The 26,659-nt window shown below is 62.7% G+C and carries 19 protein-coding genes and 1 riboswitch; of the genes, 7 read left to right on the top strand and 12 right to left on the bottom strand.

What is annotated here, in order from left to right:
- Positions 1-165: 165 nt before the first annotated feature.
- Together EDF70_RS20990 and pbpC are read left to right on the top strand one after the other, a co-directional pair.
- The gene (locus EDF70_RS20990; protein ID WP_132277540.1) at positions 166-5,616 is read left to right on the top strand and encodes an alpha-2-macroglobulin family protein; all 5,451 of its coding nucleotides are present in this window, start codon (positions 166-168) and stop codon (positions 5,614-5,616) included.
- Positions 5,616-7,700, top strand: coding sequence for a penicillin-binding protein 1C (gene pbpC / locus EDF70_RS20985; RefSeq protein WP_132277538.1), 2,085 nt, complete (start codon positions 5,616-5,618; stop codon positions 7,698-7,700). The genes EDF70_RS20990 and pbpC overlap by 1 nt, the downstream gene beginning before the upstream one ends.
- Before the next feature lie 147 nt (positions 7,701-7,847).
- Here pbpC and EDF70_RS20980 read toward each other — a convergent pair whose 3' ends face one another.
- Positions 7,848-9,173 carry a cobyrinate a,c-diamide synthase gene (locus tag EDF70_RS20980; RefSeq protein ID WP_132277536.1) on the bottom strand — a complete coding sequence of 442 codons (1,326 nt, stop codon included), beginning with the start codon at positions 9,171-9,173 and terminating at the stop codon, positions 7,848-7,850.
- 113 nt (positions 9,174-9,286) lie between these two features.
- Here EDF70_RS20980 and EDF70_RS20975 point away from each other — a divergent pair, with 113 nt between their 5' ends.
- Positions 9,287-10,426, top strand: coding sequence for a cobalt-precorrin-5B (C(1))-methyltransferase (locus EDF70_RS20975; RefSeq protein ID WP_165932086.1), 1,140 nt, complete (start codon positions 9,287-9,289; stop codon positions 10,424-10,426).
- Here the strand turns inward: EDF70_RS20975 and cobM are convergent.
- From cobM to cbiE, 3 genes are read right to left on the bottom strand one after another with little or no spacing between them, the layout of a single operon-like run.
- Positions 10,372-11,154 (bottom strand): precorrin-4 C(11)-methyltransferase, encoded by a 783-nt coding sequence (cobM, locus tag EDF70_RS20970; protein WP_132277532.1) that lies wholly within the window; start codon positions 11,152-11,154, stop codon positions 10,372-10,374. The genes EDF70_RS20975 and cobM overlap by 55 nt on opposite strands.
- Positions 11,151-11,594 carry a cobalamin biosynthesis protein gene (locus tag EDF70_RS20965; protein ID WP_245519260.1) on the bottom strand — a complete coding sequence of 148 codons (444 nt, stop codon included), beginning with the start codon at positions 11,592-11,594 and terminating at the stop codon, positions 11,151-11,153. Before EDF70_RS20965 ends, cobM begins: the two co-directional genes overlap by 4 nt.
- Complete coding sequence (cbiE, locus tag EDF70_RS20960) at positions 11,591-12,832, bottom strand: precorrin-6y C5,15-methyltransferase (decarboxylating) subunit CbiE (protein ID WP_132277528.1); 1,242 nt, start codon at positions 12,830-12,832, stop codon at positions 11,591-11,593. Before cbiE ends, EDF70_RS20965 begins: the two co-directional genes overlap by 4 nt.
- Before the next feature lies 1 nt (position 12,833).
- Here cbiE and EDF70_RS20955 point away from each other — a divergent pair, with 1 nt between their 5' ends.
- Positions 12,834-13,595 carry a cobalt-precorrin-6A reductase gene (locus tag EDF70_RS20955; protein ID WP_132277526.1) on the top strand — a complete coding sequence of 254 codons (762 nt, stop codon included), beginning with the start codon at positions 12,834-12,836 and terminating at the stop codon, positions 13,593-13,595.
- On the opposite strand, the gene EDF70_RS20950 is transcribed toward EDF70_RS20955, so the two are convergent.
- Genes EDF70_RS20950 through EDF70_RS20920 form a run of 7 tightly spaced genes read right to left on the bottom strand, consistent with a single transcriptional unit; the run spans position 13,565 to position 22,094 of the window.
- On the bottom strand, positions 13,565-14,323 hold the full coding sequence (locus EDF70_RS20950; protein WP_132277524.1) for a precorrin-3B C(17)-methyltransferase: 759 nt from the start codon (positions 14,321-14,323) through the stop codon (positions 13,565-13,567). The genes EDF70_RS20955 and EDF70_RS20950 overlap by 31 nt on opposite strands.
- On the bottom strand, positions 14,320-15,057 hold the full coding sequence (locus tag EDF70_RS20945; protein WP_132277522.1) for a precorrin-2 C(20)-methyltransferase: 738 nt from the start codon (positions 15,055-15,057) through the stop codon (positions 14,320-14,322). Before EDF70_RS20945 ends, EDF70_RS20950 begins: the two co-directional genes overlap by 4 nt.
- Positions 15,054-15,686, bottom strand: coding sequence for a precorrin-8X methylmutase (locus EDF70_RS20940; RefSeq protein WP_132277520.1), 633 nt, complete (start codon positions 15,684-15,686; stop codon positions 15,054-15,056). The genes EDF70_RS20945 and EDF70_RS20940 overlap by 4 nt, the downstream gene beginning before the upstream one ends.
- A complete protein-coding gene (gene cobG, locus EDF70_RS20935) occupies positions 15,683-17,245 on the bottom strand; it encodes a precorrin-3B synthase (RefSeq protein ID WP_132277518.1) in 1,563 nt (520 codons plus the stop codon). The genes EDF70_RS20940 and cobG overlap by 4 nt, the downstream gene beginning before the upstream one ends.
- On the bottom strand, positions 17,242-20,616 hold the full coding sequence (cobN, locus tag EDF70_RS20930; protein ID WP_132277516.1) for a cobaltochelatase subunit CobN: 3,375 nt from the start codon (positions 20,614-20,616) through the stop codon (positions 17,242-17,244). The genes cobG and cobN overlap by 4 nt, the downstream gene beginning before the upstream one ends.
- The gene (gene cobW / locus EDF70_RS20925) at positions 20,616-21,653 is read right to left on the bottom strand and encodes a cobalamin biosynthesis protein CobW (RefSeq protein ID WP_132277514.1); all 1,038 of its coding nucleotides are present in this window, start codon (positions 21,651-21,653) and stop codon (positions 20,616-20,618) included. Before cobW ends, cobN begins: the two co-directional genes overlap by 1 nt.
- A 21-nt stretch (positions 21,654-21,674) precedes the next feature.
- Positions 21,675-22,094, bottom strand: coding sequence for a DUF1636 family protein (locus EDF70_RS20920; protein WP_245519259.1), 420 nt, complete (start codon positions 22,092-22,094; stop codon positions 21,675-21,677).
- A gap of 102 nt (positions 22,095-22,196) precedes the next feature.
- Positions 22,197-22,404: riboswitch (cobalamin riboswitch) on the bottom strand.
- 113 nt (positions 22,405-22,517) lie between these two features.
- Here EDF70_RS20920 and cobO point away from each other — a divergent pair.
- Positions 22,518-23,132: a cob(I)yrinic acid a,c-diamide adenosyltransferase gene (gene cobO / locus EDF70_RS20915; RefSeq protein ID WP_132277505.1), complete on the top strand. Its 615-nt coding sequence runs from the start codon at positions 22,518-22,520 to the stop codon at positions 23,130-23,132.
- A gap of 6 nt (positions 23,133-23,138) precedes the next feature.
- Positions 23,139-24,596 (top strand): cobyric acid synthase, encoded by a 1,458-nt coding sequence (locus EDF70_RS20910; RefSeq protein WP_132277503.1) that lies wholly within the window; start codon positions 23,139-23,141, stop codon positions 24,594-24,596.
- Here EDF70_RS20910 and cbiB read toward each other — a convergent pair.
- Positions 24,580-25,557: an adenosylcobinamide-phosphate synthase CbiB gene (gene cbiB / locus EDF70_RS20905; RefSeq protein WP_132277501.1), complete on the bottom strand. Its 978-nt coding sequence runs from the start codon at positions 25,555-25,557 to the stop codon at positions 24,580-24,582. The genes EDF70_RS20910 and cbiB overlap by 17 nt on opposite strands.
- Between cbiB and cobD the strand changes: the two genes are divergently transcribed.
- Positions 25,556-26,620: a threonine-phosphate decarboxylase CobD gene (gene cobD / locus EDF70_RS20900; protein WP_132277499.1), complete on the top strand. Its 1,065-nt coding sequence runs from the start codon at positions 25,556-25,558 to the stop codon at positions 26,618-26,620. The two genes, cbiB and cobD, sit on opposite strands and share 2 nt — an antisense overlap.
- The last annotated feature ends 39 nt before the right edge of the window (positions 26,621-26,659 follow it).

Raw genomic sequence — 26,659 nt, 5'->3', positions numbered from 1 at the left:
TTCTGCGCCTCAGCCGGATCGATGTCCACCGCCAGCCATCGCCGGTAAATTTCCCATCTTGAGCTTGCAACATAGCTGGCGCATACCTGCGCTGAAGATTGACAAGCACTCGTCAAATTAGAAGATAACACACCGGCTCACGGCACCGCGTTGGGGAGGACTTTCATGTCTAAGCGCGCCTTTTTCCGCATCTCGGCTTTTGTCCTCGGCGCGCTGGCTTTGGCCGCGCCACTGTCGGCGCAGGAAACGCGACGACAGGTCATCACCAGCGAAAACAGCGACTACACCGGGTTCGACCTTCGCACCGTGAAGAACATCGACGTCAACCAGTGCCAGACGGCCTGCGTCGACGATCGCTCCTGCCGTGCCTTCACCTATAATACCAAGGCAAAGTGGTGCTTTCTGAAATCGGACTTCAACCAGCTGAACGCTGCCCCCGGCGCGATCGCCGGCAAGGTGGTAGATGTGGCATCGGAACCGGACATCGGTGCCGCTCCGCGTCTCGGTTTTCTCTCCGAAGAACTGATTCAGCAGGCGCGCGAATTCAAGGATGGCCTCGCACCCACGCCGACCTTGCAGGGACAGGGGCTGGAAAGCCTGAAGGCTCTGGCGCAGCTGGAAGTCGTCGGCAATGATATAGGCGCGGCGCTTCCCGCCTATCAGGCCGCACTCGCCATCAACCCGGAAGATGGCGCGCTGTGGATCGAAATGGCGCGTGCTGCCGGCAGCGTCGAAAACAACGGCGAATTTGCCCGCCAGGCTGTCATGGCCGGCATCAACGGTTATCAGTTGAGCCGCTCGACCCAGAGTCGTGCCGAAGCGCTTGCCCTTCTCGGCGGTGGGCTGGCGCGGCAGTCCAACAATCGTGCGGCCATCAATGCGCTCAAGGAAAGCCTTGCGTTGGTGAATGCCAAGACGGTGCAGGCCGTTTATCAGGATCTCGTGCAGCGCTTTGGTTTCCGCGTCGTCGGCAACACCGTCGATGCCGATGGTGCCGAAGCGCGTGCCTGCATTCAATTCTCCGAACCTCTGGTCAAGGCCGGCGTCGATTACGCGCCTTTCGTCACTTTGGATGGTGCCGCGCCAAAAGCGCTGGAAGCCAAGGACAACCAGATCTGCGTCGAAGGCCTGACCCATGGCCAGCGGTACAAGCTGACGCTCCGCCGTGGCCTGACGTCCTCCGTCGATGAAAACCTCGCTGCCGCCGTCGATATCGACATCTACGTCAAGGATCGCTCGCCGTCGCTGCGGTTCACCGGCGACAGTTTTGTGCTGCCATCCACAGCCCGTCGCGGCATTCCGCTCGTCTCCGTCAACACACCGAGCGCCGCGCTGAAACTCTACCGGATCGGCGAGCGCGGTATCGCGCCGCTTCTGACCTCGTCGCAATTCCTCACCCAGATGGATGGCTACAGCGCCAACCGCATTCAGGAAGAGAGCGGCGAACTGGTCTGGCAGGGCTCGCTCGAGATCGGTCAGGAGATGAACAAGGACGTCGTCACCAGTTTCCCGGTCGATGAAGCGCTTCCGCAGCGCAAGCCCGGCGTCTACGTGATGACCGCCAGCCTGCCGACTGCCGATGAGGACAGCTGGGAAAACAAGGCGATGCAATGGTTCGTCGTCTCCGATCTCGGCATCTCCACCTATGCCGGCACCGATGGCCTCAACGTTTTCATCCGCTCGCTTTCCACGGCCAAGCCGGTCGCCGATGTCGAGTTGCAGCTGCTGGCCAAGAACAACGAAATTCTCGGCACGTTAAAGACCGATGCCGATGGTCGCGCCAATTTCACCGCCGGCCTGATGCGCGGCACCGCCGCCATGGTGCCGGCCGTTCTGACGGCCAAGAACGGCGACACGGATTACGTTTTCCTCGATATGACGCGCGCCGGTTTCGATCTCTCCGATCGCGGTGTTACCGGCCGTGCCGCACCGGGCGCGATAGACATCTTTGCATTCACCGAACGCGGCATTTATCGCGTCGGCGAAACCGTGCATGCCTCGGCGCTGGCGCGTGATGTCGATTCCAACGCCATCGAAAACCTGCCGCTCACGTTTGTCTTCCTGCGCCCGGATGGCGTCGAAGATCGTCGGCAGGTCGAAAACGGTCAACTTGGCGGTTACACGCTTGACCTAGCCTTGCAGGAAACCGCGATGCGCGGCACCTGGACCATGCAGGTGTTTACCGACCCCAAGGGCAGTGCGATTGCCTCCAAGGAATTCCTGGTCGATGATTTTGTGCCGGATCGCATCGAGTTTGATCTGACCAGCGACGTCGATACCATCACCGTTGGCCAGCCGCTGCCGGTCAATGTCGATGGCCGTTATCTCTATGGTGCGCCGGCCGCCGGGCTTAATCTCGAAGGCGAAGTGGTGCTGAAACCGTCGCGCGAGACGGAGGCCTTCAAGGGTTATGTCTTCGGCCTCGCCGATGAAGAAGCCGCGGAAGCCACCCGCCTGCCACTCGAAGGGCTCGACCCGCTCGATGAAGACGGCAAGGCCAGTTTCGATGCCGCTATCGCCGAAATTCCGTCCACCACGCAGCTGGTGTCTGCCGATATCGTCTTGCGAATGCAGGAAGGCGGCGGCCGCGCCATCGAGCGCAAGCTGACGCTGCCGGTTCGCGCCGATGGCCCGCGCATTGGTATCAAGCCGGAATTTTCGGGTGATCTGCCCGAAAACGCGCAGGGAAAATTCCATATCTTGATGATCGATGAGACCGGCAAAAAGGTGGCCTCGAAGGGTGCGCTGTGGAAGCTGGTCAAGCTGGAGCGCAATTACCAATGGTATCGCGAGGGTGGTTCCTGGCGGTATGAGCCGATCACCCGTACCGAACAGGTGGCGACCGGCAAGGTCGATCTCTCAGCCGATGGCGGCGAGATTGCCGTGCAGGCAAGCTGGGGCCGTTACCGCCTTGAGGTGGAAACGCCCGAAGCCGGGGGGCCGCAGTCGAGCGTCGAGTTCGATGCCGGCTGGTTCGTCACCGCCAGTTCCACCGAAACTCCGGATGCGCTGGAAATCGCCCTCGACAAGCCGAGCTACAAGGTCGGCGAAACCGCCAAGCTGAAAATCGCGTCGCGTTATGCCGGTTCGCTGATGGTCATGGGCGGCGCCGAACAGCTGATCTCGGTCGACAATGTCGATATCGGCGAAAACGGCGGCGAGGTCGAAATCCCGGTCACGGAAAACTGGGGTGCCGGTTCCTATGTCACCGCTACGCTTTATCGCCCCGGCGAAGCGCGTGACAATCGCATGCCGATGCGTGCCATCGGCATCACCTGGCTGAAGGTCGATCCGGAACTGCGCGATCTTGCGATCAAGCTGACCGCGCCGGAAAAGACCCTTCCGCGCCAGCCGCTTGAGGTCGCCGTCAATGTTGCCGGTGCCGGTGTGGGTGAAGAGGCATATGTCACGGTTGCCGCCGTCGATGTCGGCATTCTCAACCTGACGCGTTACGAACCGCCGGCCCCGGACGATTTCTATTTTGGCCAGCGTCGCCTTGGTCTGGAAATCCGCGACCTTTACGGACGCCTGATCGATGGCTCGCTCGGCGCAATGGGCCGTATCCGCACCGGTGGCGATGGCGGCAGCATGGCACTGCAGGCCAGCCCGCCGAAGGAAAAGCTCGTCGCCTTCTTCTCCGGTCCCGTAAAGCTGGATGCCGATGGCAATGCAAAAGTCAGTTTCGATATCCCGCAGTTCAACGGCACGGCCCGTGTCATGGCGGTTGCCTGGTCGAAGACCGGTGTCGGCCATGGCGTGACGGATGTCATCATCCGCGATCCGGTTGTCGTCACCGCCAGCCTGCCGCGTTTCCTCGCCCCCCGCGATGAAGCCAACCTGCGTCTCGATATCGCCAATACCGATGCGCCCGCCGGCAATTATCGCCTGTCGGTCAACGGCAATGATGCAATTTCGGTCGCAGCGCCGGAACAAACCCTGCAATTGCAGCCAGGTGCGAAGAAGGATGTGGCCCTAAGAATCTCCGGGGTTGAGCCCGGTGATGGCCAGATCAACATCCGTCTGACAAACGATTCCGGCATGGCCTTGGAACAGGCGCTTTACCTGCCGGTGCGCCCTGCTACGCTGCCGATTACAAGCCGCCGCGTCATCTCGCTTGCTCCCGGCAGCAGCCTTACGGTGAATGGCGATCTGTTTGCGGACAGCATTCTGCCGGGTGCCTCGATCGCGCTCAATGTCAGCCGTTCGGCCGAGTTCGATATCCCGTCGCTGCTGACCAGCCTCGACCGTTACCCGTATGGCTGCGCCGAGCAGACCACCAGCCGGGCGCTGCCGCTTCTTTATCTGAGCGAACTCGCCCAGAAGAACGGGCTGGCCGACGATGCAGAGATCAAGAAGCGCGTGCAGGATGCCATCTACCGCGTCCTCTCCTACCAGTCGTCGTCGGGCAGTTTTGGTCTCTGGGCACCGGGTTCGGGTGATCTCTGGCTGGATTCCTATGTCACCGACTTCCTGAGCCGCGCTCGCGAACAGGGCTATACGGTGCCGGATCAGGCGCTGGTGCAGGCGCTGGAAAATCTCCAGAACGGCCTCGGTTATGACAACAGCGTTCGCGACAAGGGCAATGAGATCGCCTATGCGCTTTATGTCCTGTCGCGCAACCGCAAGGCCGCGATCAGCGATCTGCGTTATTACGCCGATACGATGCTTTCGGAATTCCCGACGCCGCTCGCCAAGGCGCATCTTGCTGCATCGCTGGCGCTTTATGGCGATGCCCAGCGTTCGAAGAACATCTTTGCGCAGTCGTTGCAGATGTCTCAGGACGCACAGGTCCGCAAGGTGAGCCTCGCGCGTTCGGATTACGGTTCGTCGCTGCGTGATGGCGCGGCGGTTTTGGCGCTTGCTGCCGAAAGCCGCCCGGTGCCGGCCATCGTGCCGGACCTTGCAAAGGTCGTTGCCAGCGAATGGCGCAACAAAAAATACACCAGCACCCAGGAACAGGCCTGGATGCTGCTCGCCGCCCGCGCGTTGCAGCAGGGTGATGAGGGGATATCGCTGCAGGTCAATGGTGCCGCCCACAAGGGCGCATACATGTCCCGCATCGAAGGTGCAGCATTGGCCGATCATCCGGTCACGCTCGCCAATCGCAGCCCCGATCCGCTCTCGGCGGTGCTGACCACGGTTGCAGCACCGGTCGTGCCGCTGCCGGCCGGCGGCGATGGTTTTCAGATTTCCCGCGCCTATTACACGCTGGAAGGCGAGGAAATCAGCGTCACCGAAGCCGAGCAGAACCAGCGTTACGTGGTGGTGCTGACGGTGACGGAAAGCAATGACTGGGCTTCGCGTATCGTCATCACCGATCTGCTGCCCGCCGGTTTCGAGATCGACAATCCGAGCCTCGTCGATAGCGCCCAGCTCACCAATTTCGAATGGATCGGCGATACGCAGGCCGCCCATACGGAATTCCGCAACGACCGTTTTGTCGCAGCCTTCGATCGCAGCGGCGGCGATAACCGCGAAATCTCGTTGGCCTATGTGGTCCGCGCGGTGACGCCGGGCGTTTACGATCATCCGGCAGCCTATGTCGAGGACATGTACCGCCCGCAGTTTTCGGCGCGCACCGCGACAGGCCGCATGGAGGTGAAGGCGGCGCAATAATGCGGCTCTGGCGTAAACTCGTTGTCGGTACCGTTGCTATCGCCCTTCTTGGCGTAGCGGCGGTCTATGGTTTGGAAGCCGCCGACCGTGCTTATCCACCGCCTTTGGAAAAGGCCGGTGTGATCTCGCGCGAGGTCGTGGATGCCGATGGCCAGCTTTTGCGCGCCTTCGCCACGCCGGATGGCCGCTGGCGGCTGGGCACAAAGGCAGCCGACGTCGATCCGCAATTCCTGCGCATGCTGGTGGCCTATGAGGATCAGCGCTTTTATGAACATACCGGTGTCGATCTCTGGGCGCTAGCGCGTGCCGCCACACAATTCGTCACCAATGGCCGTATCGTTTCGGGCGCCTCGACGCTCTCCATGCAGGTGGCACGGCTGATCGAGCCGCGCGAAAACCGCTCCTTCACCGCCAAATTCGTGCAGCTTGCCCGCGCCATCCAGATCGAACGGAGGCTGTCGAAGCCTGAGATCCTCGATCTCTATCTGACGCTTGCGCCTTACGGCGGTAATCTCGAAGGCGTGCGCTCTGCAAGCCTTGCCTATTTCGGCAAGGAGCCGCGCCGGCTTTCTGTATCGGAAGCAGCTCTTTTGGTCGCCTTGCCGCAATCGCCGGAGGCGCGCCGGCCCGATCGGCGCTCGCAGGTTGCCACCGCCGCGCGTCAACGTGTGCTCGATCGTGAGCCGGTGAGGGAAACAGTCGGCAAGGCGGCCGCAGAGCAGGCGGCTTTACATCCAGTGCCGTCGCGTCGTCTGCAATTGCCTGCCTATGCCGCGCATCTGGCCGAAGCCGCCATTCGCAAGCAGCCGACGCAGAACCGCCACGTCACGACGCTCAGGCGGGATGTGCAGCGAGGGCTGGAAGATGCGGCCCGCGCCGCCGTGCAGAAACTCGGCCCCAAGATATCGCTTGCCATGGTCATGGCCGATGCCCGCACCGGCGAGATTGTCGGCGAGGTCGGATCAGCGGATTATTTCGATGCCAGCCGTTCCGGCTGGGTGGACATGACGCGCGTCAATCGTTCGCCGGGTTCGACCCTAAAACCCTTCATTTATGGGTTGGCCTTTGAACAGGGGCTGGTGTCGCAGGAAACGGTGATCGAGGACCGCCCCTCCGATTTCCACGGTTATCGGCCGCGCAATTTCGACATGAGCTATCAGGGCGACGTGTCCATCCGCCAGGCGCTGCAACTGTCGCTCAACGTGCCGGCGGTGCGTCTTCTCGATGCCGTCGGCCCCAGCCGGTTGATGATGCGGTTTCGCCGTTCGGATGTAAAACCGGCGCTACCGATCGGCGAGGCGCCGGGGCTTGCCATCGGGCTTGGCGGTGTCGGTGTGTCGCTGAAAGATCTGGTGCAGCTTTATGCCGGGCTTGCCAATCGCGGCCAGCCGGTGCGGCTGGGCGATGGCGTGCGCGAAAAACCGGGTATCGATCCCGCCGATCCGCTGCTCGAACCGGTCGCCACATGGAATGTCACCGACATCCTCTCCGACGTTTTGCCGCCGCAGGGCAGCCGGCGGCTGGGCATCGCCTACAAGACCGGCACCAGCTACGGTTATCGTGATGCGTGGTCGATTGGCTATGATGGCCGCCATGTGCTCGGCGTCTGGGTCGGCCGGCCGGATAATGGCGCGGTGCCCGGCATTGCCGGTTATGCGACGGCGGCCCCGATCCTGTTCGACGCCTTTTCTCGCTCCGGCGTCGCCATCACGCCGATGCCGCCGGCACCCTCTGGCGCAGTGCGCGTGGCGCAGGCCGATCTGCCAATCAGCCAGCGGCGTTTTTCGATGACCGCATCCGGGCTGATCTCGGCCTCGGCACGCGAACCGGCGCCACAGATCGTTTATCCGCCGGAAGGTGCGCGGGTCGATCTTGGTGCTGCTTCGGGTAACACGCTGGAACCGCTGACGTTGAAATTGCAGGGTGGCCGCGCGCCGTTCCGTTGGCTCGCCAATGGTCAGCCTCTGTCTGACCTCTCGCGCCGCCGCACCAGTGAATGGCAGCCGGATGGTGGTGGTTATTCGACGCTGACGGTCATCGATGCGGTGGGGCGGGCGGCCACGGTCAGGGTATTTGTGGAATAGGGGCGACCAATTTTCTCCGTCATTCCGGCCTCGTGCCGGAAACCAGCCAGCCCAAGTCCTTGGGCTGAAAAGACTTTTCCGCCACGCAGCCGCGTTTCTGCTGGATCCCGGCTCAAGGCCGGGATGACGACGAATTAAGGATCACGCTTAGGCTCCGCTCACCCGCGCAATCGCGTGGAAAAACGTGCCGCTGACAAACCCGCGCCGCCCGCCGGATGTGCCGAGCGGTTTGCCGGTGCCGTCCGCGATCGTCGCAAAGGCATCGTCCGAACCGGCATCGATCACGCTGGCATAATGAAACTCGTGGCCACGGATCATGCTGCCTGCCTTGCCCACCGGACCATCGGCGGCAATCGTCGCCTGCCGATAACCGAGGTTCATGCGGCGTTTTGCAAAACTGGTCTGGTGAGACAGAAGCCCGGTCATCTGGTGGGTCACGCCATCGGCATCCTCCAGCGTTTCGCCTAAAACCATGTAGCCCCCGCATTCGCCGTGCACCGGCCGCGTCTGCGCAAATTCGCCCAGCCCGGTGCGAAAATTTTTGGCGGCGGCTATCGTTCCGGCATGCAGTTCGGGATAACCGCCCGGCAGCCAGCAGACGTCACAATCCTTGGACGGCGCTTCATCGGCCAGAGGCGAGAAGGGCACGATTTCCGCACCCAATGCGCGCCAGTGGGCAGCGACATGCGGGTAAAGGAAGGTGAAAGCAGCATCCTGCGCTAAGGCAATGCGCTGGCCGGGGGGCTGCAGATTGGCTTCCGGTGACATCGCGGTTGTCTCCTTGAGCGGCACGGCGATATCGAAAATGGCATCGAGATCGAGCGAGGCTTCCATCGCATCGGCCAGTTTTTCGATATGGCCTTCGATCTGCGGATGTTCGCTGGCCTGCACCAGACCCAAATGCCGCTCCGGCAGAACCAGATCCGGGTTGCGCAACACCGCCCCCACCAGCGGCAGGCCGGTGCCGGTAATCGCATCGCCGGACAGCTTTACATGCCGTTCGCTGCCGGCCCGGTTCATGATGACGCCGGCAATTTCCACTTTCGGGTCGTAATGCCTGAACCCCAGTGCGACGGCGGCTGCCGTCTGCGATTGGCCAGACACATCCAGAACCAGCAGAACCGGAATGCCCAGCAGGCGCGCCAGATCGGCAGCCGAACCGGTGCGGCCATCGCCGCCGTTGATGCCGTCAAAAAGGCCCATGGCGCTTTCGATCAGCACCAGTTCGGTATCGCTTGCGGCATCGTTCAGGAGATGCGCCACCAGCGCCGGTTCCATCGCCCAGGTATCGAGGTTCAGGCCGGGCAGGCCTGTCGCAGCATGGTGAAAACCGGGGTCGATATAATCCGGCCCCGATTTGACTCCACGCACTTTGATACCACGCCGGGCGAAGGCGCGCAGAAGGCCGATCGTCACGCTTGTTTTGCCCGAGCCGGAGCGTGGTGCGCCAATGATGAGAGCCCGTGCCGTCATGCAAAAATTCCTTCGGTCGAAAATGTCGGGACAGGACCTGTCATGCGAAAAACCTTTTGCCGGTGACTGCGGCTCGGGGCAACGTTATAGAAGCGGTCATGAGTGAAACTGGCATCGAAGCGGATGGCAAGAACCTGCGGCGTGGCTGGACCACCGGCACGTGCGCTGCCGCGTCTGCCAAGGCGGCCTGCGCTGCGCTTTTGACGGGAAAATTTCCCGATCCGGTCGAGGTTGGCCTGCCCGGTGGGCAACGTCCGGCCTTTGCCTTGGCCGGTGAAGAGCTGGGAGCTGATTTTGCCCGCGCGTCCATCGTGAAAGATGCAGGCGACGATCCCGATGTTACCCATGGCGCACTGATCTCCTCCACCGTGCGGCGTGGTCGCCCCGGTAGCGGCATCACCTTCAAGGCCGGTTCCGGTGTCGGCACGGTCACGAAGCCGGGCCTGCCGCTCGGCATCGGCGAACCGTCGATCAACCCCGTCCCCCGCCAGATGATCGCTGCCGCCATAGCCGAGGTTTCGGGCGGAGAGACCGATTTCGAAGTTGAGGTGTCGGTTGCGGATGGTGAAAATATCGCCGAAAAAACGCTGAATGGGCGCCTGGGCATTCTGGGCGGCATTTCGATCCTCGGCACGACCGGCATCGTCATTCCGTTTTCCTGCGCGGCATGGATCCATTCCATCTGGCGCGGTATTGACGTGTCGCGTGCCGAAGGCCTCACCCATGTCGCCGGCTCCACCGGCATGACCTCGGAAAAGGCCGTGCAGCAGCGGCACAATCTGCCCGAAGTCGCGCTTCTCGATATGGGCGATTTTGTCGGCGGCATGCTGAAATATCTGAAAAGCCACCCCGTTCCGCGCGTCACCGTTGCCGGCGGCGTGGCCAAGATGACCAAGCTGGCGCAAGGCATGCTCGACCTGCATTCCAAACGTGGCCTGGCCGATCTCGATGGGCTGGCAAAGGTCGCGATCGATGTCGGCGCCAGCGCCGATCTGGCCGATCGCATCCGCAGCGCCAACACCGTGATGCACGCGTTCGAAATCGCCGCTGAAGACGGGCTGGAACTCGGCCCGGCGATTGCTGCGCTGGCGTGGCAGACGGCGGCAAAAGTGCTCGACAGCGGCGATATCGCGCTGGAAATCCTGATCTTTGACCGTCAGGGAAATTTCGTTGCCGAAGCGCCGTTCACGCCGTCCGATCAAGCCGCGCCGTCCGATCCCGGCCCGTCTCCGCCCCTGAACCGGCGCACGTAATCGGCGTTATAAAGCGCGCTCTCGCGAAAATCTTGCGCTGCCAGTCCCGGCCCGACCAGAATGAGCGCCGTGCGCTCCACCGGGTCGGCCGCCAGCATTGCCTCGATGGTCGAAAGCGTGGCGCGGAAAACCCGTTCATCCGGCCATGTCGCCCGCACCACCACGGCCACCGGGCAATCGCCGCCATAAAGCGGCGTCAGCTCTTCCACCACCTTGCCGATCGCATGGATCGCCAGATGGATGGCAAGCGTTGCGCCGGTGGCGCCAAAGGCTTTCAGGTTTTCACCCTCCGGCATTTTTGAAGCGCGGCCGGAAACGCGGGTCAGAACAAGGCTCTGCGCCACTTCGGGAATAGTCAACTCGCGCTTCAGCGCGGAAGCGGCGGCTGCGAAGGACGGTACGCCCGGTGTCATCGTGTAATCGATGCCATGTTTCTCCAGCCGTCGGATTTGCTCGGCCACAGCACTCCAGACGGAAAGATCGCCGGAATGCAGGCGGGCGACATCCTTGCCCTCTTCATGCGCCTTCACATATTCGGCCTCGATCTGGTCGAGAGACAGCGAAGCCGTATCGATGATGCGGGCATCCGGTGGGCAATAGGCGAGCAGTTCGCGCGGCATGATCGAGCCGGCAAACAGGCAGACCGGGCATTTGCCGATCAGGTCACGGCCGCGCACGGTGATCAGGTCTGCCGCGCCCGGTCCGGCGCCGATGAAATGAACGGTCATGCTGTCGTCTTTCCAGTCTTTTTATTCGGGCCAGTCTCGGCATTTGCGACGGCAATGGCGCAGGTCACGCCATCGCGTACAAATCGTGGTGCGGCCAGTACCGCGGTCTCGCCGGCGGCGGCAAGAGCTGATGCCTCGCAAAGGCTCGGGCTTCCGGCATAGGTGAGGCTCACTTGCGAAACGGTCAGCGTGCGCGAGGCTGCGGCTTCGAGCGCGGCTTGTTCGACCACGACCAGCGGAACGCCGAGTTTTTTTGCCGCTTCGATGATCCCGGCCTCATCGGCCTTGATCGTGCCGGTCGCCAGCATGTCCGGCGTGCGTCCGGGAAAACCCGTCTGCTCCAGCGTTTCCGCCAGCACGCTCAGGATGGTCGCGGTCGGAGTATCCTTGCGGCAGCCGATGCCGGCAACGATCCGCCTTGTGGTTGCCGTTTCACTCACGGTTTTGTCCAGATCCATTGGGTCACCGGCATGGCCGGTCGCCAGCCAAACATGGTTCCGATCGGCGTCACGCGCGAAATATCTAGCCGGCTAAGTGATCCGCCGAGCCGCGCATGTGCCGCCAGCAGCACCGCTTCCATTTCCAGCGTCACCGCATTGGCGACAAGCCGTCCATCCGGTCCCAGTGCCTGCACGGCGGCATCAAACACACCCGGCTCGCTGCCGCCGCCGCCGATGAAGATCGCATCCGGCCTCGGCAATCCGCCCAGCGCCTGCGGTGCCGTACCCTTGATGATGCGCAGGCCCGGCACACCCATCGCTGCCGTATTGTGACCGATCCGCACGGCGCGTGCCGCATCGCCTTCGATGGCGATGGCCTGCATGGACGGGTGCCGCAACATCCATTCGATGCCGATCGACCCCGAACCGGCGCCGATATCCCACAGGAGTTCACCACGCCGAGGGCTTAGCGCCGACAGCGTCAGCGCCCGTATCTCGCGTTTGGTGATCTGCCCGTCATGGTCAAACAGGGCGTCATCCATGCCGCAGGCTAGCGGCAGAATGCGTGCATTTCCGGAGGCGATAACCTCGATGGCCACGACATTCAGCACATGGATATCGGCGAGATCGAATTTTTCTGCGGTGCTGGTTCGAACCCGTTCCTGCCCGCCACCCAGCGCTTCCAGCACTGTCAGCGCGGATTTTCCGAAACCGCTCTCCGTCAGCAACGTCGCCAAGGCTGCCGGTCCCATCTCATCCGATGTCAGCGCCAGAACCTTGCGGCCTGGATGCAGCAGTGGTCGCGCCAGATCGAGCGAGCGTCCATGCAGCGAGACCGTCTCGATATCCTGCAGCGCCCAGCCCAGCCGTGACGCCGCCAGCGAAAAAGCGGATGGGGAGGGGATGGCGATATATTCCTGCGCTTCGACATGCCGAGAAAGCGTGACACCGACGCCGAAAAAGAACGGATCGCCCGAGGCCAGCACGCAAACCTTTTGACCACGCAAATCGACGACCGCCTGCATGGCGGTATCGAAAGGCTGCGGCCATGGCCGCGCCTCGCCCGCGATCAGAGGGGTGGCCAGTTCCAGATGCCGTTTGCCGCCGAACACGACGGTGGCAGCCGAAATCGCTGAACGTGCCCGTTCACCAAGGCCCGAAACACCATCCTCGCCGAGGCCGATGATGGACAACCACGGATCAATCGTTACATGCTTCCGGTCTGATTCAGGAGGCATTTTGAAAAACTCCATCCTCATTCTGGGCGGCACCACCGAAGCCCGGCTTCTGGCCGAGGTTCTGGCGCAGAACAGCCGTTTTGCCACCACGCTGTCGCTGGCCGGCCGCACACGCACGCCGATCGCCATGCCGGTGCCGGTGCGCACCGGCGGTTTTGGCGGGCCAGCAGGGCTGGCTGCCTACCTGAACGATCATGGCATCGATCTGCTGATCGACGCCACTCATCCTTATGCCGCAAAGATTTCCGCCAACGCCGCCGAGGCGAGCCGTCTTTCCGGCGTTCCACTGGTCGCGCTTCGCCGGCAAGGCTGGTCCGAACAGCAGGGCGACCGCTGGACGCCCGTCGAAAGCGTCGCGGCTGCTGTCACAGCGCTCGGCAAAACGCCGCGCCGTGCCTTTCTGGCGCTCGGCCGGCAGGAGCTTTTGCCCTTCGAACAGGCGCCGCAGCATTCCTATGTCATCCGCAGCGTCGATCCGGTCGAACCGCCGCTCACCGTACCTTCCGCGCAGTATATGACCGCGCGTGGCCCGTTTCGCGAATCCGACGAGCTGGCCCTTCTGTCCGATCACGGCATCGATGCCATCGTCTCGAAAAATTCCGGCGGCAGCGCCAGCTACGGAAAGATCGTGGCGGCTAGAAAGCTCGGCATCGAAGTGATCATGATCCGCCGGCCGGTTCTGCCGCAGGTCACATCGTTCGAAAGCGTGGATGCCGTGCTTTCCCATCTCGATCAGATCTTTCCGGCAGAGCGTGGCGAATAGACCAGCGGGGCCTGCCCGGGCCGTTCGATCAGCCGCGTTTCGGTCGAACCGACGATGATGCAGGTCGCCATGTCGGCCATGTCTGAATGGGCATTCGACAGCGGCTCGATCCGCATCCTTTCGTCCGGCCGTCCGGCGGCGCGGCCGAAGACGACCGGTACAGTACCGGGAAGATGTGCGCGCAGCACGTCGAAAGCGCGGGAAAGCTGGTGCGGCCGCGCCTTGCTGACGGGGTTGTAGAAGGCCATCACGAAACCGGCTTCTGCTGCCGCGATCAACCGCTTTTCGATCAGCTCCCAGGGTTTGAGATTATCCGACAGCGAAATCGCGCAGAAGTCATGGCCAAGCGGCGCACCAACACGGGCGGCCACGGCCAGCATGGCGGTAATGCCCGGCACGACGGAAAATTCGATCTCAAGCCATTCCGCCGGTCCGGCCTCGATCGCCTCGCACATGGCCGCTGCCATGGCAAATACGCCGGCGTCGCCACCGGAAACGACACAGACTCTTCCGCCCTTCGCCGCGAGCATCAAAGCGGCCTGCGCGCGCGAAATTTCCTCACGGTTGTCGGAAGCATGGCGGCGCTGGTCGTCGCGCAAGGACAACCGATCGACATAAGGGCCGTAACCGAAAAAATCCTCGCCGGCTTCGATCGCTGCCAGCGCTTCCGGTGTTACCTGATGCGCATTGCCGGGCCCGAGCCCGATAACGGTAATCGATCCTCTCATGGCCGCGCCTTCCAGCCGGGAACAAGCACGATGGAGAAATAGGGCGCCGGGCTTTCGTCACGCTCAGTGAGCGGTGTCATCGCCGCCGTCGCCATCGTGCCGCGCTCCACATAGATCGCACCATCCAGCTTGCCGGCGGTGGCAAGCGCTCTGCGGATCTTTGGCAGGTTGCGGCCAACCTTCATGATCACCGCGCCATCCGTGCCGGACAGTCGTTCCGTCAAAATATCTTCCGCCAGTGTGCCCGGCAGCACGCTCAGAATGTCATCGCCCTGCACCAGCGGCAGGCCGGCCATCGACCAGCAGCCGGACATCGCGGTCACGCCCGGCACAACCTCGGCATCGTAGCGGCCAGCCAGCCGCAGATGCAGATGCATGTAGGAGCCGTAAAACAGCGGGTCGCCTTCGCTCAGCACGGCAACACTGCGGCCGGCATCCAGATGCACGGCAATCTCTTCCGCAGACCGGTCGAAGAACTCGGCAATGGCGCCGCGATAATCGTCGCCGTCCTTGTCCATCTCGACCGTGACCGGATAGACCAGCGGCAGTTCGATCGTGCCGGGGCGCACATGCGCTTCCACGATGGCACGGCCATTGCCATGGCCACCCTTCTTGGTGAAGAAGGCGATCACATCGGCCTCTGCGATGGTGCGCACCGCCTTCAGTGTCAGAAGTTCGGGGTCGCCGGGGCCGGTGCCGACGCCGAAAACGCGGCCTTTTTCAATATTGCTCAAAGCCCGGCCCTCGCCAGTGCGTTGATGGCCGCTGCCGTCATCGCCGAGCCGCCCATACGGCCGGAAACGATCGCATAGGGGATTTTGTGGTGGCTGATCGCCAGTGCTTCCTTGGATTCCGCCGCCCCGACAAAACCGACCGGCATGCCGATGATGGCGGCCGGGCGTGGTGCGCCGGCATCCAGCATTTCCAGAAGATGAAACAGCGCCGTCGGTGCGTTGCCGATTGCGACAAGCGCGCCTTCCAGCTGATCGACCCAGAGATCGAGTGCGGCGGCCGAGCGAGTATTGCCGATCGCCTTCGCAAGCTCCGGCGTGCGCGGGTCCTGCAGGGTGCAGATGACCTTGTTATCGGCCGGCAGACGGGCGCGGGTCACGCCATGCGCCACCATCTGCGCATCGCAGAAAACCGGCTTTCCGGCCTTCAGCGCGTCACGCGCAGAAGAAACGAAGTCGGGGGAGAAATGAAAATGTTGGGCGGCTTCCACCTGTCCGCAGGCATGGATCATGCGGATGGCGATCCCGGCCTCGTCCTCGGAAAATCGCGACAGGTCGCTTTCTTCGCGAATGATGGCGAATGATTTTTCGTAAATGGCGTCGCCTTCGCGAATGTAGTCGTATTGGGTCATGACAGTCCTTGCGAAAGCACCTTTTCCAGCCGGGCAGGGCCCAGCCGGCAAAGACAGTCGCGTGTGGTTTCGCCGGCACCTCTTTCGAGGCGGACAAGATGGGCCAGAGCGCCGAGCGTCTTGCCTTCCTCGCCGTGGCGGATGAGTTTGAGCGGCATATCGCTTGTTTTGCCCTCGAAGATCAATGCCGTGCTGTCATTCATTCCGACAAGGCTGACCAGCGCTTTTGCCGGGTGCGCGCAGCCCTTGGTGCAGCCGGAAAGATGCAGGGTGAAGGAGCCGTCCAGAAGGTTGGCCACATCCCGTGCGGCAAGCGTGCCAAGCGCATGGGTTTTGATGGACGCCGAGGCGCAGGCCGGTGAACCGGGACAGGCAGCAATTTTTGCCCGCGGGTCGTTCTGCGATAGGATCAGGTCTTTCGAGAATTCGATCATGCTGCGGCAGGCATCTTGCGTGCCGAAGAAGACGAGGGAGTGGTCGATGGCTGGGCGGATTTTTGCGATGCCCGCCGTTTCCGCCTGTCGGCCGAGGTTTATCAGTGTTTCGGCAGGGCATTGGCCGAAGGGAATGCCGATGCGGGCGGCGAACTGATCGGGGAGCGGGATGTCGGTGATTCGGCCAGATGCTAATGTCTTCTCCCCATCGGGGAGAAGGTGGTCCGAAGGACCGGATGAGGGGGATATCGCCACATGCAGGTGCTGCCGGGTCGCCCCCTCATCGCCTCGCTGGCGCTCCGGCACTTCTCCCCGCGGGGGAGAAGTGACTTGCGGCTGATGCCTGGCTTCACAGGAAACGGCAGCATTCATGAGCTGGAAAAGCCCAAGCGCCACTGCCGTCTGCTCCATAACAACGTCATCATCCGCGATCACGACATCGCCAAGCCACTCCCGCACCTCGGCAGAATCCAGCGCCCGCCCACGCACTGGCACGTCCATCGCGGCAATCCTTGCCAGAATCAGCGTCACACAGGTCGTCGCATCCGCATCGGCCACCACGCCGACGGATCTGCCAGTGCCGGCCGTGCCACCCAAAAGAATACGCCAGAAAATCTCGGTTCCGCGCCGCACCGCCAGCAGCCGGATATCGGCGAGAAGCGCATGCAGCGGCAATTGCCCGCCGCCATCCACCACCACCACAAATTTTGCTGCCAGACGTCGCGACAGGCCGTATTCGCTGATGAATGCGCGAATGGCGGAAGCCAGCGGTTCCGGGCTGGTGATCTCCTGCGGATCATGGCCGGCCAGCGCACCGGTCTCGACTGCCACACCATCCCGCAATGGCAGGTTCATCAGGCGCACGTCCGTTTCCAGCGCCCGCGCACTTGGAGCACTCAAACCGCGAAGCTGAATATTGCCGCGGGCGGAAATGTCGATCAGGCCGTTACCGTGCCGTATCGCCAGTTCGCCGATGCGGATGAGGTCGGCCGGGCGAATGGGGCCATCGAGGCCGATACGGGCCAGAAGCCCGTCGCCGGTCATCATCGGCGTCGCCAGCGCCGGGCAGGCGCCGCGCACCATCGGCGGGATTGCGGTGTTCGGGATGGGGAGAGGCGCCGTCATACCAGCACCCTTGCGTCGTCACGGTCGGCTTCCGACAGCAACAGTTCCAGTTCGCCATCGATGGAATTGCGGCGTGGATGCCAGAGGCCACGGCGACGGGCCGACAGAAGACGTTCTGCGATGGCCTTTGCCGCCTGCCGGTTCTGGTCGAGAATGAAGTTTCGCACATCGTCATCCGCCACATAGGCCTGATAGACGGCTTCGATCAGCGAGCCGGGAATGGCTTGCGTCGTTTCGGCAAAACCCACCAGCCGGTCCACGGTTTCGGCAAATTCGGACGCACCGCGCGGGCCATGTCGCATCTGGCCGGCGATGAAGCGCGGATTGGTGGCGCGGGCACGCACCACGCGGGTGATCGCCTCGACGATGGAACGGGCGCGCGGCCGGTCGGGATCGGTGGTGTCGAGCGCAATCACATCCGCCTTGCCGCCAAGGGCTGCCACGGCTGCGGAAAACCCGCCGATAAAGGCGACGTCGGAGGAACCGTCCAGCAGGTCGCGACCGGGGTCGTCGCCGGTATGCACCAGCAGGTCAGCGGCGCGGACACGCTCGGTAAACTGGCCGCGGGCTTCCACGCCTTCGCCCTCGGCGCCACCAAAGGCGTGGCTGGTCGCGTCGAGATAGAGTTTGCCCAGTTCTGCGCGCTCGCGCCATTCGCCATCGGCCAGCCGTTCCTCGATGCCGGCGCCATAGGTGCCGGGGGCGGACCCGAAAATGCGCTGCGGGGCGACGCCTTCGGCATGTGCCGCCTCGTTCAGCGGATTGTCGCCCGGCGCTTCTTCCCGGACTGCGATGGCGCGGGTGGCGGCATCGAGCAGCGCGATGAGAGGCGCAAACATGTCGCGAAAAAGGCCGGAAATGCGAAAGCTCACATCGACGCGGGGTCGCCCAAGGCTTGCCGGGGCTAAAATCTCGATGCCGGTGATGCGTCCGGTCGCGGGGTCCTGAACGGGTTTCGCCCCCATCAGCGCCAGCCCCTGCGCCACTTCCTCGCCGCCGCTGCGCAAGGTGGCACTGCCCCAGAGATCGATCACAAGGCTCTTTGGCCAGTCGCCATGATCCTGCAGGTAACGCCGCAACACCTCGTCGGCGGCACGTTTGCCGAGTTCGAAGGCTGTCGGTGTCGGCATGGTGCGCGGGTCGGAAGCGTAGAGGTTGCGGCCGGTCGGCAGCACATCGCGGCGGCCGCGTGCCGGTGCGCCGGAAGGACCGGCGGTGATATGGCGGCCATCGAGTGCATCCAGAAACGCTTTTCGCTCACTTTCCGCGCTTTGCCGGCGCATCGGGTCCGGCGTGTCGGTGGTGATGTCGGTGTCGCGACCAAACACGTGCTGGCCATCCTTGATGGCAAAATCCTTCAGGTCGCACAAAAATGCGTCGATCCGCGTCAGCGCCGTATCGGCGTCTTCGCCTGCCGCAACGCCGGCATCGGTCGCCAGACCGGTCTCATGCGCCATCTCGACGATCAGTTTGGCCAGCCTGTCGCGGCGGCGGCGATCCAGCCCATCAGCCTGCGCATATTCATCGACCAGCAGTTCCAGCTTTTTCTGTGCGTCGGAAAGCCCCGCTTCCGTCAAGGGCGGCGGCAGGTGGCCGATGGTGACGGCGGCAATGCGCCTCTTGGCAACAGCCGCTTCGCCGGGATTGGACACGATGAACGGATAGATCACCGGCAGCGAGCCGAGCACGATTTCCGGAAAACAGGTTTGGGACAAGGCCACGGTCTTGCCCGGCAGCCATTCCAGCGTGCCATGCGCGCCGACATGCACCACCGCATGCGCGTCGAGCGTCTGGCGCATCCATGCGCCGAAAGCGATCAGTCCGTGGCGCGGCGGGCGTTCGGGATCGTGGTAATCGGTGCGGCGATCCACCTCGCGGCCGCGATCGGGTGCGAGTGCGACGGTGACATTACCGAAACGGGCGGCGCGGAAGGCGAAAACATTTTCCCGCAGTGCTTCGTCGTCATCCGGCGCACCCCATGTCGCCGTCACGGCATCGCGGGCTTCCCTTGGAAGCGTGTCGAAAAAGTCCTGATACTCTTCCCGCGAACAGGCTTCACCGGTGCCATCAAGCTGCTGCAGCAGGCTTTTGGCATCCGCCGGAATATTTTCGACGTCATAACCGGCATGCCGCAGCTGGCTCAGCATTTCCAGCACGCTTTGCGGCACGTCCAGTCCGACGGCATAACCGGTGCGTCCCGGCGCGCCGGGATAATCCGGCAGAAGGATGACGATGCGGCGATTTTTTCGCTCCGCCTTCTGTAGCCGCAAAAGGCCGGCTATCCGTCCCGCCACCTGCGCCACCCGGTCCGGCTCTGGCCGGTTGATCAGCCCGGCAAATCCCAGTTCGTCCGCGTTGCGCGCATCCTTGAACGACACCGCACCGGCGAGAATGCGTCCATCCAGTTCCGGCAGAACCACATGCATGGCGAGATCCGCCGGTCCCAGCCCGCGCCGGTTTTCAAGCCAGGCGTCGCGACGGGTGGTGGCAACGATCACCTGCAGAACCGGCACGCCGATGCGGTCGAACAGTGTTTTGCCCTCGTCATCCGCGCCACTGGCAAAGGCGGTGGCAGTGATGATCGCCGAGGGTTTTATCGCTGCCATCGCCGTTTCGACGAAAGTGAGCGATGCCCTGTCTTTCAAGCCGGCGACAAAAACCGGCACCGCCCGAATGTTCTTATTCCCCAAGGCATCGAACAAGGCATCGATCGGCGCGACGTCACTGGCCAGCAGCATGGATCGATAAAACAGGATCGGCACGATGGCCGCACCCGGCATCGCGGCCAGAAGCGTATCCGCAGTTTCGCAAACGCCACGGCCGGGATGATAGAACCCGGCTTTTGGCACGCTTACCGCATCGGCCGCCTCCGCCGCCTTGCCCTGAACAAGCCCGACCATTCGCGTGGCCAGAAACACCATGTTTTCCGGACCGCCCTCGCGAAAATAGGAGAGCAGCCGGTCGAGTTCGGCGGCCGAAACTGTCGAGCCCGCGGCCAGCCGCGCGTCGCGCTCGCTGCATTCTCCGGGCAGCATGATGAGCGTCACGCCGCGCGCGCGCGTCATGCGGGCCAGTTCGTCGGCGCCATAAGGCCAGCGGTCATGGCCGCCGAGGATACGCACGAGAATGAGCTTGGCGTGACGCGCCACCTTGTCGATCCACAGATCGACCGACATCGGGTGGCGCAGTTCGGAAATATTGGCGAGCCTGAGCGACGGCATGCTTTCGCCGCCCTTGGCCCATGCGGAGGCAATGCCGTTCAGATCGCTGTCGGTAAAGGACAGCACCACCACGTCGCCCGGCGTCTGGTCGAGGTCGACCGGTTCGATCAGGTCGTCAAGAGACGAGGACGTGGTGGCGAGGATATGCATCAGGCCGCCAGGATCTTTTCGATCTTGGCCGCATCGATGCCCTTTTCGCCGATGACGACGAGACGCGAACGGCGCTCTTCATTGGCTGCCCAGGGGCGGTCAAAGTAGTGGTTGACGCGCGGGCCGACGGCCTGCACGAGAAGACGCATCGGCTTGCCGGCCACTTCCACATAACCCTTGATGCGCAGCACCTTTTCCGCCGCCGTCACATCGGCGATGCGCTGGCTGAGTTCAGCCGGATCGGTGATCGCCGGCATATCCAGAACAAAGCTGTCGAAATCGTCGTGTTCGTGGTCCAGCTCGTCGTCGTGATGGGTCTTGCGGTTCTCGATATCGTCTTCGACGGCCAGGCCCAGACCGATGAATACGGCCGGATCGACCACGCCATTGGAGGCCGGCACGATGCGCACGGCGCGCGGCAGATGTTCGGTCACATGCGCGGTGGCGATCGCCAGACCCTTTTCATCGAGAAGATCGGCCTTGGTCAGGATCACGAGATCGGCGCAGGCGATCTGGTCTTCAAACACTTCCTCGACCGGGTTGTCATGGTCCAGACTATCGTCCTCGGCGCGCTGGGCGGCCAGCGCTTCCATGTCGTCGGCGACGCGGCCTTCGGCCAGTGCCAGACCATCGACCACAGCGACAACGCCATCGACGGTGACGCGGCTTTTCACGCTCGGCCACTGAAATGCCTGGATCAGCGGCTTGGGGAGGGCGAGGCCGGACGTCTCGATCAGGATATGGTCGACCTTCGGCTCAAGCGCAAGAATCCTGTCGATTGCCGGCACAAAGTCGTCGGCCACGGTGCAGCAGATGCAGCCATTGGCCAGCTCGACGATATTGTCGTCCGGGCAGTTTTCGATGCCGCAGCTTTTCAGGATTTCGCCGTCGATGCCGACATCGCCGAACTCGTTGACAATAACGGCAAGGCGCTTGCCTTCGAGGTTCTGCAGCGTGTGGCGCAGAAGCGTGGTCTTGCCGGCGCCGAGAAAGCCGGTGACGACGGTGCAGGGAATACGGGCGAGATTGGCGGTCATGAGCTTTTCCTGAATGTCGGTCTATGCGTTGAAATCGAAGGGCGGAATACGGGCGATCATGTTGCGCTTGAGACAGTCCGGCCGGCCCTTCCAGGGCATCAGGCCGTCGGCCGAGGTGGCGATCAGTTCGGCGCCGGTGATCAGGTCGGCGGCGTTTTCGAGGTCGAGATGGCCGAATACATAGGTCCAGCCGTCCTGCCGTGCGATCACGGCGCTTGGGCCGCGCTTGCAGTTGGAAAGGCAGCTGACGCTTTTGATAGTGACGTTCGGCACCTGTTCAGCCGCTGCTTCCACGGTTGCGTTGAGCAGATGCGTGCCCTGACTAGGTTCCTCGGTCGAGCCTTCGCTGGCGCGGCAGCTGGCGCACACAAAAATCGTTACCGCCGGCGTTTTTGCAGCGGGGTCAGTTTTCTGGTCGTCGTCGGGCTGGAAGAAATCCAAGCATCTACCCCGTCTAATTCAAAACATGCGGGGTGCGGGCGCGATGACTGGATGCCGGTCGCGCCTGAAAAAAACATCCTTGCCGGAGCACCCCGCCCGGCTGGAATTTCTGTCTCTGACGGCAGGTCTCCTGGCTTGCGGATCGTCGCCCTATCGCCGCCTTCCCGAAATCGCTTTCAGTGGCGTGGTGCGGGGCTAACCGCCTACAGTTGCGGGGGCAGCCGTGGTTTGAAGCCTGAAGACCGGCCGTACCACGTTCCCTCTTAGCTTTCCCCGTTGCCGAGAAAAGACCGTCACCCTTTCCCTAGGCGTCGGTACACGCAGTGTCAATGCAAACGCCCTTGTAGACGGCATGGATTGCCGCGCGAAACGAATCCCCTATAGTCCGCGCTTCCCGAAACGAGCCGTCGCCGAGGAGCCGAAATGAAAGAGATCGACCAGCAGGAAGCCGAGCGCCACCAGCGCAAGATGGCCAATCGCAAGGCGGTGCAGGATGCCGAAGTGGCGGAAAAGACTTTGGAAAAAGGTCTGCTGATAGTCAATACCGGCCCCGGCAAGGGCAAGTCGACGGCGGCCTTTGGTCTGGCGCTGCGCATGCTCGGCAATGGCCGACGCGTCGGTGTCGTGCAGTTCATCAAGGGCGCATGGGAAACCGGCGAACGGCCGGCGCTGGAACTGTTTGGCGATCGCGTCGAATGGCACACGATGGGCGAGGGATTTACCTGGGAAACGCAGGACCTGAAGCGCGATGTCGCGGCCGCCGAACGCGCCTGGGCCAAGGCTGAGGAACTGATGGCCGATCCGTCCATCGGGCTTCTTCTGCTCGATGAACTCAACATCGCGCTGCGTTACGATTATCTCGACCTCGATGTCGTCATCGCCTCGCTGAAGGCACGCCGCGAGGACCTGCATGTCGTCATCACCGGCCGTAATGCCAAGCCTGCCTTGATCGAGGCGGCCGATACGGTGACCGAAATGTCGCTGGTCAAACATCACTTCAAGGCGGGCGTAAAAGCCCAGTCCGGCATCGAGTTTTAAAAAATCATGACCGCACGCGCGCTGATGTTTCAGGGAACCGGCTCGGATGTCGGCAAGTCGCTGCTTGTCGCAGGCCTTGCGCGTGCGCTGACCAATCGTGGCCTCAAAGTGCAGCCGTTCAAGCCGCAGAACATGTCCAACAACGCGGCGGTGACGGCGGATGGCGGCGAGATCGGCCGCGCGCAGGCCCTGCAGGCGCGGGCGGCAAAGGTGCCGCTGTCGGTGCATATGAACCCGGTTCTGCTGAAACCGCAGAGCGAGGTCGGGGCGCAGGTCGTGGTGCAGGGCCGCGTGCAGGGCAATGCGAAAGCATCCGAATATCAGGGCATGAAGGCGGCGTTGATGCCGCGTGTCATGGAAAGCTTTGAACTTCTGAAATCACAGGCCGATATCGTTCTGGTCGAAGGCGCCGGCAGCGCCTCGGAAGTCAATCTGCGCCGCAACGACATTGCCAATATGGGCTTTGCTCGCGCTGCCGATGTGCCGGTCATCCTGATCGGCGATATCGACCGCGGCGGCGTCATTGCCAGCATTGCCGGCACCAAACTGGTGCTGGATGCGGAAGACGCGGCGATGATCCAAGGCTTTATCGTCAACCGGTTTCGCGGTGATCCCACCCTGTTTGCCGATGGTATGGCGATGATCGAAGCGCATACCGGCTGGCAACAGATTGGCCTGTTGCCTTTCTTCAGTGAAGCCCGCCGCCTGCCGGCCGAAGATGCTCTGGCGCTCGATGCTGCCGCTATCGACAAGACGGGCGCCAAAATCCGCATCGCCGTGCCGGTCCTGCCGCATATTTCCAATTTCGACGATCTCGATCCGCTCGATGCCGAAGCGGATGTCGATGTCATCCGGGTGCGCCCCGGCGAAGTTTTGCCGGCCGATGCCGATCTTGTGCTTCTGCCAGGCTCGAAGGCGACCATATCGGATCTCGAAACCTTCAAGGCGGCTGGCTTCGATATCGATCTTGCTGCCCATGTGCGACGTGGCGGCTATGTGCTTGGCCTGTGCGGCGGTTACCAGATGCTGGGCCGCACGGTGCGGGATCCCGATGGCATGGAAGGCGTTTCCGCTACGGTGGAGGGCCTTGGCCTGCTGGATGTGGACACCACGCTTTCCAGCGAAAAACGCCTTGAGGCTGTCACCGGCATCAGCGCTGACGGCATTTCATTTGCCGGCTATGAAATGCATATCGGCCAGACGACCGGATCTGATTGCGAACGACCCTTTGCACGGATTGCCGGTGCTGCCGATGGTGCGACCGCGAAAAATGGCCGGGTCTTCGGCACTTATGTCCACGGCCTGTTTGCCGATGACCGCCAGCGTTCGGCATGGTTGCAACGTCTTGGTGGTAAGGCGTCGACCATCGATTACGAAGCCGGAGTGGATGAGGTTCTGGACCGGCTGGCGCAGCATATGGAAAAACATCTCGATATCGAGGCGTTGCTCAGGCTCGCGAAATAGCCAGGCCGGCAAGAGCCAGCAGGCCGAAAAAGGCGATCATCAAGATATCGGCGAAACGCGCCAGTTTCAGCGCTTTACGAATATCGGTCGGCATTGCTTCGCGGCGTCCGCCGGCCCCCATGAAATGGTCGGGTACCAGAGTGCCGCCGTAAACGCGGGGGCCTGCCAGTGCCAGCCCCAAAGCGCCGGCCATCGCCGCTTCCGGCCAGCCGGCATTCGGCGAGCGGTGTTTTCCTGCATCACGCCATACGGTTTTCCATGCATCCTTCGCGGACGCGCCGGGCACGAAAAACGCGGCGAGAACGAAAAGAAGCGCCGTCAGGCGCGAGGCCGGAAGGTTGATCAGGTCGTCGAAACGAGCTGCTGCCCAGCCGAAGGCCTCGTAACGTTCGCTGCGGTGGCCGATCATGCTGTCGGCGGTATTGGTGGCCTTGTAGGCGGCACCGCCCGCCAGTCCGCCGATCCCGAGCCACAAGGCAGGTGCGGTAATGCCATCGGAAAAGTTTTCCGCAAGGCTCTCGATGGCGGCGCGACAGACGGCAGGTTCGTCCAGCTGGTCCGGGTCGCGGCCGACGATCATCGACACGGCTTTTCTGCCGGCCACCAATCCGTCTGCATCCAGCGCGTCGGCGACCGCCAGAACGTGGTCTTCGAGGCTTTTTTGGGCCGTCAGGCTGGATGCTATTACCGCAAGAACGGCAAAATCGACAAGCGAGCCGCCCAGCAGCCAGCCTAGGCCCGCGGTCACCACAATCACGCTGCCGAGAATGCAGATCAGCGCCACTACGCCCATCATCTTGCGCCGCGCAAAACTCTGCTCCGGCCGGTTCAGCCTTTTGTCCAGCCCGCCGATCATGTTGCCGATCCAGATGACAGGATGGCCGATCGTCCGCACCAGCCATTGCGGATAACCGCAGAGCCGTTCAATAAGCAGGGAGAAAAAGGCGAGCGTAAAAAACATGCGGCGAAATATTGAACCCCTGGCAGATATAAAAATCGATCACGGCGGCAATCTGGCCGGGGCGGACGCCCGCTTCCCGCGTGCGCCAAAACCCTGGATCGATCTGTCCACCGGTATCAATCCGCATGCCTATCCGCATTCGGATATCGCTTCCACCGCTTTCTGCCGCCTGCCTGAACCATCGGCCCTTCGATCGCTCAAAGGCGAGGCGGCCGTCGTTTACGGTGCACCCTCGGCGGACAATGTGGCGGCGGCACCCGGAACGCAGATCCTTCTGCCGCTTCTGGTCGAAGCCGCGTTTGGCGGCAGCGTGCGGCCCGGCGCAAACGCCGCCATCCTGTCACCCACCTATGCGGAACATGCCCGCATGGCCCGTCTCGCCGGTTTCGATCTCACCGAGACCCAAAATTTCGAGGATCTGTTCGCGGCCAATCTCGCTCTCGTCGTCAATCCCAACAACCCGGATGGGCGGTTGATCGAGCGCACGGAGCTGTTGCGCCTTGCCGCGCATATGGCTTCAAAGGGTGGACTTCTGGTCGTTGACGAAGCTTTCATGGATGTCGTGCCCGCCGGCCACAGTGTGGCAGGCGATATCGGCCCCGCCCTTGCCGTGCTGCGCTCCTTCGGCAAGTTCTACGGGCTTGCCGGCCTGCGTCTCGGGTTTGCGCTGGCGACACCGGACGATGTGCGTCGCATCGAAGCGCGTCTCGGTCCATGGGCGATTTCCGGTCCGGCGCTGCAGATTGCCGGTCAGGCGCTTGCCGATCGCAACTGGCAGAATGGCATGCGCGAAGTATTGAAAGCCGATGCTGCGCGGCTCGATGATCTTCTCACCGATGCGGGCCTAAAAATCGTCGGCGGCACGACGTTGTTCCGGTTGGTGCGACACCCCTATGCATCCGCTTTGTTCCAGCAACTCGGCGAGGCCGGCATCCTCGTTCGCCCCTTTTCCGAGCGCCCAGAAAATCTGCGTTTCGGTCTGCCATCCGGCGAGGGTTGGGCACGTCTGGAAAAACTGTTGGCATCAAAACAATTTCGGCAGTTGGCCGAAGCCGAGCGGTAGGTTACGGTTCGGCTCCCTTATTATTTCCAGTGCAGGTGA

This window comes from Neorhizobium sp. JUb45 (assembly GCF_004343585.1).
Lineage (GTDB): Bacteria > Pseudomonadota > Alphaproteobacteria > Rhizobiales > Rhizobiaceae > Neorhizobium.
The sequence above is the reverse complement of the archived record's forward strand: the minus strand, read 5'-3'. Positions and strand labels throughout refer to the sequence as shown.